This window comes from Desulforhopalus vacuolatus, from assembly GCF_016918505.1.
GTDB lineage: Bacteria > Desulfobacterota > Desulfobulbia > Desulfobulbales > Desulfocapsaceae > Desulforhopalus > Desulforhopalus vacuolatus.
The window spans coordinates 1-411 of the sequence record NZ_JAFFPZ010000133.1 but is presented as its reverse complement, the minus strand read 5'-3'; the positions used below and the strand labels follow the sequence as shown (position 1 = coordinate 411).

The following is a 411-nucleotide window of genomic DNA, read 5'->3' as shown; positions in this document are numbered from 1 at the left end:
GGTTGGACGGTGCGCACAGGAACACCAGCTTGGGGTTCCGCGCCTTGGCGGTATCGATCACAGCATCCAGATCGGCACGCAAGCCGTCTTCGGTATCCACCAGGGGCACTTCAATCAGTGCGGCGCCCTGCAGGCGCGCACAGACCGCGTACATGCCGAACACCGGCGGCGTGACCAGCACGCCATCGCGGCCCGGCACGCACAGGGCACGCACCAGCAGATCAATGGCTTCGTCGCTGCCGCGGCCGATCAGCAGCTGCTGCGGCGTTACTCCATACAGCCCAGCCAGGCCCTCGCGCAGGGCCAGCGGCTGCGGCTCGGGGTAGCGACGGCTGCTGCCGGCGCTGTCGGCCGGATTCGCCCAGGCCGATTCGTTGGCATTCAACCAGACCTCGCCCTGCACCGCTGCAC

General features: G+C 68.4%; 1 protein-coding gene. It reads right to left on the bottom strand.

What is annotated here, in order from left to right:
• The coding region (locus JWG39_RS16225; RefSeq protein ID WP_205220467.1) for an aminotransferase class I/II-fold pyridoxal phosphate-dependent enzyme at positions 1–411 on the bottom strand (411 nt) is incomplete at both ends.